Annotated in this window: 5 protein-coding genes; 3 read left to right on the forward strand and 2 right to left on the reverse strand. The window is 71.2% G+C overall.

What is annotated here, in order from left to right; translation table 11 throughout:
* Window positions 1-221: 221 nt before the first annotated feature.
* Together nhaA and ACFXMF_RS46060 are read left to right on the forward strand one after the other, a co-directional pair.
* Complete coding sequence (nhaA, locus tag ACFXMF_RS46055) at window positions 222-2,108, forward strand: Na+/H+ antiporter NhaA (RefSeq protein WP_379990444.1); 1,887 nt, start codon at window positions 222-224, stop codon at window positions 2,106-2,108.
* 207 nt (window positions 2,109-2,315) lie between these two features.
* Window positions 2,316-3,521: a methyltransferase domain-containing protein gene (locus ACFXMF_RS46060; protein WP_379990445.1), complete on the forward strand. Its 1,206-nt coding sequence runs from the start codon at window positions 2,316-2,318 to the stop codon at window positions 3,519-3,521.
* Window positions 3,522-3,577: 56 nt separating this feature from the next.
* Here the strand turns inward: ACFXMF_RS46060 and ACFXMF_RS46065 are convergent, their stop codons facing one another.
* Window positions 3,578-4,387, reverse strand: coding sequence for an alpha/beta fold hydrolase (locus ACFXMF_RS46065; protein ID WP_360324317.1), 810 nt, complete (start codon window positions 4,385-4,387; stop codon window positions 3,578-3,580).
* 363 nt (window positions 4,388-4,750) lie between these two features.
* Between ACFXMF_RS46065 and ACFXMF_RS46070 the strand changes: the two genes are divergently transcribed.
* Window positions 4,751-4,969 (forward strand): hypothetical protein, encoded by a 219-nt coding sequence (locus ACFXMF_RS46070; RefSeq protein WP_379990446.1) that lies wholly within the window; start codon window positions 4,751-4,753, stop codon window positions 4,967-4,969.
* A gap of 132 nt (window positions 4,970-5,101) precedes the next feature.
* Here the strand turns inward: ACFXMF_RS46070 and ACFXMF_RS46075 are convergent, their stop codons facing one another.
* Entirely contained in the window at window positions 5,102-6,196 is a 1,095-nt protein-coding gene (locus ACFXMF_RS46075; protein ID WP_360324337.1) for a chitinase, read from the reverse strand.
* Window positions 6,197-6,555 lie beyond the last annotated feature (359 nt).

Genomic DNA, 6,555 nt, shown 5'->3' on the forward strand with positions numbered 1-6,555 from the left:
CCCCGTTCCTCCTGCTCCCCAAGGGCGGCACCAAGACCCGGACACCGACCCCGCAGGAAACCACCGCCGGCTGAGCCGCAAACCGACCCGGCCCCGGCAAACCCCGGCGGCGAGTGGCAGGCGGGCGGCGGTTGGTGTGGCGGGATGATCATCGCCGCGCGGTGGGCGGTATCGTCTGATTCGCTTCCGTCGGGGGGCTTGGCACAACAGGGGGCATTCGCATGGCGCAGGCGTCCGGCGACGGGGATCTGTCGGGGCAGTCGCTGGACGAGGGCGGGGCCCGCACCGCTCGCTGGGCGTTCATCCGGACCGAGAGCGGCAGCGCGACCGTGTTGCTCGCCGCCACCCTGGTCGCGCTGGCCTGGGCGAACATCGGCGCCGACTCCTACGAATCGCTCTGGCACACCCACCTGTCGGTGCGGCTCGGCGACTCCGGCGTGTCCCTGGACCTGCGCGAGTGGGTCAACAGCGGGCTGATGACGCTGTTCTTCTTCGTGGTCGGCCTGGAGGCCCGACGCGAGTTCGACATGGGCGAACTGCGCGAACGGCGCCGGTTGACCCTGCCGTTGCTGGCCGGCCTCAGCGGCATGGCGGTGCCGGTGCTGATCTATCTGGCGATCAACGCGGGCGAATCCTCGGTGCACGGCTGGGGCGCCGCGATGTCCACCGACACGGCCTTCGCGCTGGGCATGCTCGCCCTGCTCGGCAACCGCTTCCCCCGCCGGCTGCACACCTTCATCCTGACCGTCGCCGTGGTCGACGACTTCCTCGCGCTGGTGGTGATCGCGATCGCCTACAGCGACCACATCGACGTACCGGCGCTGCTGGTGGCGCTCGCGCTGCTCGTGGTGATCGTGCTGGTGCGCACCGCGAAGGTGCGGCGCGGCAGCGCGTACGGCGTGCTCGGGGTGATCACCTGGGTCGCGGTGCTCAAGTCGGGTGTGGACCCGGTGGTGGTGGGCCTGGTGATGGGCCTGTTGACCTTCGCCTACCCGGCGTCGCGGGCCGAATTGGAGCGGGCCACCGGCCTGTTCCGCTCCTTCCGCGAGCAGCCCACGCCGGAGTTGGAACGCAGCGCCCGGCTGGGCATGGCCGCGGCCCTGTCGCCGAACGAGCGCCTGCAGCGGATGTACCACCCGTGGACCAGCTATGTGATCGTGCCGCTGTTCGCGCTGGCCAACGCCGGCATCACGCTCGACGCCGGGCTGATCTCCCGGGCCTACACCTCGCCGGTGACGCTGGGCATCCTGTTCGGCTACGTGGTGGGCAAGCCGGTGGGCGTCATCGGCGTCGCCGCGCTGACCACCCGGCTCAGTCGCGGCCGGCTGCGGCCGCCGGTCGGCTGGGGTGCCGTGGTCGGCGGTGGCACGATCGCCGGCGTGGGCTTCACCGTGTCGTTGCTGATCGCCACGCTGGCCTTCGAGGGGGATCGGCTCGACGAGGCCAAGGTGGGCGTACTCAGCGCGGTGGTCTGCTCGTTCGTGCTGACCTGGCTGGTCTCGGTGGTGATCGCCGCGATGCCGCGCCCGGCCCGCTCGCGGGCACTGCTCGGCACCGCGCAGAGCCTGGTCGACCTGGCCGTGCCGGTGGATCCCGAGCGCGACCACATTCGCGGTCCGATCGACGCCCCGGTGACGCTGGTGGAGTACGGCGACTTCGAATGCCCCTACTGCGGTCTGGCCGAGCCGGTGGTGCGCGAACTGCTCGCCGACTTCGGCGACGTGCGCTACGTGTGGCGCCATCTGCCGCTGCCGGACGTGCATCCCCGGGCCCGGCTCGCCGCGATCGCCGCCGAGGCCGCCGCCGAGCAGGGCGCGTTCTGGGAGATGCTCGACCACCTGCTGGAGAACCAGGACGCGCTCAAGCCCGGCGATCTGGTCGAGCACGCCCAAACCCTGGGACTGGACGTGGCGGAGTTCCGGATCGCCTTGCGTGCCCACCGCGGCGCCGACCGGGTGACCGAGGACGAGGAGTCGGCCGACCTGAGCGGGGTCTCCGGCACCCCCACCTTCTTCGTCAACGGCCGTCGACACCACGGCCCGTACGACATCGACGGACTCACCGCCGCGGTACACGCGGCCAAGGAACGCGCGTTGATGGACCGCTGAGCGGGCGGGGGCCGCCGGCACATTCGAGGGGCCGGATCGGCCGGACCCGGGCACTCCTGCGGGGGTTGCTTCGTTGGCACGGCAAGTTCCTTGAGCGCCTTGACGCTTACGCTTCGAGGTTTCTAGGGTGCGGTGCGTAGTCATCCTCCTGAAAGGTTGGTTCGCGATGCACGGTCAGTCCGTCTTATCCGATCGACGGTTCGTGTCATGACGGTGGGGCCCGACACACTCACGGCCCTCCTGAAGGGCAAGGACGTTCTTCCGGCGGGCTGGGAATCGGTGTTCGGCATGGTGGCCCGCGAGGACTTCGTCCCCGCCCGGATCTGGCCCGACGACAGCGACGCGCCGGTGGACCGCGATCGCGATCCGGAGGCGTGGCGCCGGGCGGTCTACTCGGATCGGGCACTGGTGACCCAGTGGGACGACGGCCGGCACACCGGCAGCACCGCCGGGACGTTGGCCACCTCGTCGGCGTCCACGCCGTCCACGCTCGCCGAGATGCTCTACGACCTGGACGCGGCACCGGGCATGCGGGTGTTGGAGGTCGGCACCGGGACCGGCTACAGCGCCGGCCTGTTGGCGGCGCGCGGCTGCCGGGTGACCTCGATCGAGGTCGACCCGCAACTGGCCAACCGGGCCCGGGAGAACCTGGCCGCCGCCGGATTCGGCGATCTCGTCGAGGTGATCACCGGCGACGGCACGCTCGGCCACCCGGCGGGCGGCCCGTACGAACGCATCCAAGTCACCGCGGGGGTCCGGCGCGTGCCGCCCGCGTGGGTCGAACAGGCCGCGCCCGGTGCGGTGATCGTGCTGCCCTGGGGCACCGACTACGGCAGCGGCGACTGCGCGCTGCGCCTGGTGGTCGACCCGGATCGGCGCGCCGCGAGCGGGCCGTTCACGCTGGCCACCGCGTTCATGAAGCTGCGCGCGCATCGCCCGCACTGGGGCAGGTACGGCGGCGCGGCGCTGCCCGAGGACTGGGCCGCCTACGCGCAGCCGACCACCAGCACGCTCGGCTACGACGACGTGGTGGGCGGCCCGTTCGACCCGGTGGCGCTGGTGCTGGGTCTGTGTGTGCCCGATTGCCTGGCCCGGCCGGTGTTGCACGGCGCGCTCGGCGGCACGTTGTGGCTCTACGGCGCCGACACCGGGCACGGGCACTCGATCGCCGCCGCGCACTTCGCCGCCCAAGACCCGCCGACGATCCGCCAGTCCGGCCCGCGCCGGTTGTGGGACGAGGTCGAGGCGACCTGGCACTGGTGGTATTCCCGGGGGCGGCCCACCATCCACGACTTCGGCCTCACCGTACAACTCGGCGACGGCGACACGGTGGAACAACAACCGTGGTACCGCTCCCCCGACCATCCTCTCCTCGCGCCGGCCCACGACTGGGCGCCGCCCGCGGCCCGTTGACCCGGCCGAGCCCGCTCGGCGCCGCCGCGCCGGGGCCGAGCACCGTCTTCGACGGGTCACGTGCGGGGGAAGCCGGCGTCGGCGAGCCAGCTCAGCGAGGCGTCCGCGATCTCGGGCCAGCCGTGATCGAGGATCAGCGAGTGTCCCCGGTCCTCGAAGCAGCGATACTCGGTGGTGGCCCGGGACTTGGCGTACCGCTTGAAGGTGGCGCGGGTCAGCACGTCGGGCACCGTGTGGTCGGCCTTGCCGGACAGCAGCAGCAGCGGTCCGCGCGACTGGTTCTCGGTGGCCACCTTGGCGGCCGAGTTCGGGGTGACGTTGCCCAGCGTCAACTGGAAGAGCGGCCGGGCCGGGCTGGGGATCGTCCAGGCCGCGAACAGGTCCTCGGACTCCTTGAGCGGGACGGTGTTGGCGAAGGCGTAGCGGAAGCGGGCCTGATTCAGCGACACCACCCGCTTGATGTTGGCCGGATTGCGCAGGAACGCGAAGGTCGACTTCGCCTGGGCCGGACCGACCGCCTTGACCCCCTTGATCGGAGCCGGCGCGATCGCCACGGCCGCTGCGGCGAGCCCCTCGCCCAACAGGTGCTGGGTGATGAAACCGCCGACCGAGTGGCCGATCAGGACGGGCGGGGAGGGCAGCTCGCGGATGGCCCGGACATGCGCCTCGGCGATCTCCGCGAGGCCGACGCCGCTCTGTGGCTCCGGCTGTCGGCGCGCCGCCAGGACGGTGTCCGGAACGCCGGGCCACTCCGGCAGCACCGGTTCGAAGCCGGCCTCGCGAAAGCGCTCGGCCCAGGCCCGCCAACTGGTCGAGTGCAACCACAGGCCGTGGATGAACACGACGGGTGTGCGCTTGGTGGTCATGCGTCACCTCGCTCGCGAACGGCTCGATCCGAGGACCGCCGCGGAGACGACCTTCATGGCGGGCGACGGGGCAATCGACGCCGCTCGTCCCGCCGGTCACGCCCGCGACCGGCCGCACGAAGATCCTTTACCGCCACTGTGTCACCGCTGCCGCCCGGGCGCGCGCCGGCTCCCGGGCCCGAGCGGTGGTGGCGGGCGAGAGTCGCCGATGGGCTTGGGGTAAGGTTTCTACAGATGTGTAGAAGCCTGGTTTCGGCGGTTTCGACTCGGTCGAAACCGCTCCGTCGCCTGCGGATCAGGGGTGGAACTGTGCTGAATGATCATCGAGAGCGGTCCACGGCCGACGGCCCGGAGACCCAGTGGGTGCAAGCTCCTCCGGAGGAGGAGATCCGCCGCGTCTACGAGCCGGTGGAGATCCGTAATCGCGACGGCAGTTGGGCGCTCGGGCGGATCAACGCCCGCTGGCACGGCGACCGGGGCCAGGACTGGTGCCGACTGCGCGTCGTGGGCAGCGACCGCCCGGCCCGCTGGGTGCCGTTCGATCCGGACGTGTTCGTCGAATTGCAGATCGACGGGACCTGACGCCACCACCGGCACCGCTCGGCGAACCCCGGACATGGCCCCGGGGCCGACGCGGCGTGCGTGTCGACCCCGGGCCGCAGCGGCGGTCTGCGGTCCCTGCCGTCGGCGACCCCGCAGGGCGCCGACGTGGCATCAGCGGCCCTGGAGGGCCTTGACGTTGTTGCCGAAGGACCAGCTCTTGGAGCCGTCCCAATTGATCGACCAGGTCATCAGGCCCTTGAGACCGCCGCTGTAGCGGTTCCACGCCTGGGCGACCTGAGGGGGCGTCATGTAGCCGCCACCGGCGCCCGGTTGCGCGGGCAGCCCGGGGACCTGCTTGTCGAAGGGCACCTTGATCGTGGTGCCCTGGATGACCAGTCCGCGGTTGAGGCAGTCGGTCTGCGCGGTGAAGCCGGCGACCGTGCCGGCGGAGTACGAGTCGCCCGAGCAGCCGTACATGTTGCCGTTGTAGTACTGCATGTTCAGCCACCACAGCCGACCGTTGTCCGCGTACTTCTTCACGATCGGCAGGTACGCGCCCCAGATCGAGCCGTAGACCACGCTGCCGCCGGTGACGTAGGCGGTCTCGGGTGCCATGGTCAGGCCGAAGTTGCTCGGCATCCGGGCCAGGATGCCGTCGATGATGTAGACCAGGTTGGCCTGCGAGGCGGACAGCGTGTTGATGTTGCCGCCGCCGACCAGGCCGGTCTCGATGTCGATGTCGATGCCGTCGAAGTTGTAGGTCTGCAGGATCGGCACGATGGTCGCGATGAACCGGTCCGCGACGGTGCGGGAGTTGAGGTCGATGCCGGCCGCCGCTCCGCCGATGGACATCAGGATGGTGGCACCGGCCTCCTTGGCCTGACACATCTCGGTCGGCGTCGCGACCTTGACGTTCTGGTCCATCCCGTCCTGCCACAGCGCGGTGCCGTCGCCGAGGATGACCGGGAAGGCCGCGTTCAGCACGTTGTAGCCGTGTGCGGCGATCCGCGGGTCGGTGATCGGGGTCCAGCCGAACGGCGGATGCACACCGTTCACCGCACCGTCCCAGTTCTCCCAGTAGCCCTGGAGCACCTTGCCCGCGGGCTTCGACTTGACCGCGCAGGTGCTGCCCACCGACCCGCTCGCGTGCTTGGCCGGCTGCGAAGTGCCGTGTGTTTCGGCGTTGTTCGGTGCGGCCGCGACCGACCCGGCAACCGTGAAGGCGACCGCGACCGCGGCCCCCAGAAGGCGTGACGTGCGACCCATCATGCTCGATTCCCTTTCGGCACTTCGAGCGCGGCCGAGCACGGAAGGGAACGCCCTGCGTGGCACGCCTACCTCCCGGGCGGGGACGGGCCCGGAGACTCACGTGGTGCGATTGCCATGACCGTAAAGTGGTCCAGACCTTCCGGTCAATAGGTCTGGACCACTGGCAAACTCCGGCAAATGCCGCCGACGGTCGGCGGGACGGGGCGGGGCGCTGCGCGGGCGGGGCTGCCGGGGCGCGGGCACGGCGCGCGGAGGGAGCGGGTGGGGTGGGGCGGCGCTGCCCGGCGCGGGGTGGGGAGGGCAAGGCGAAGCGGTGGGGCGGAGCGGGCGCGGTGGGTGGGGGTGGCGGAGCGGGG

It is taken from the genome of Embleya sp. NPDC059213 (assembly GCF_042754445.1).
In the GTDB taxonomy this organism is placed as follows: domain Bacteria; phylum Actinomycetota; class Actinomycetes; order Streptomycetales; family Streptomycetaceae; genus Embleya.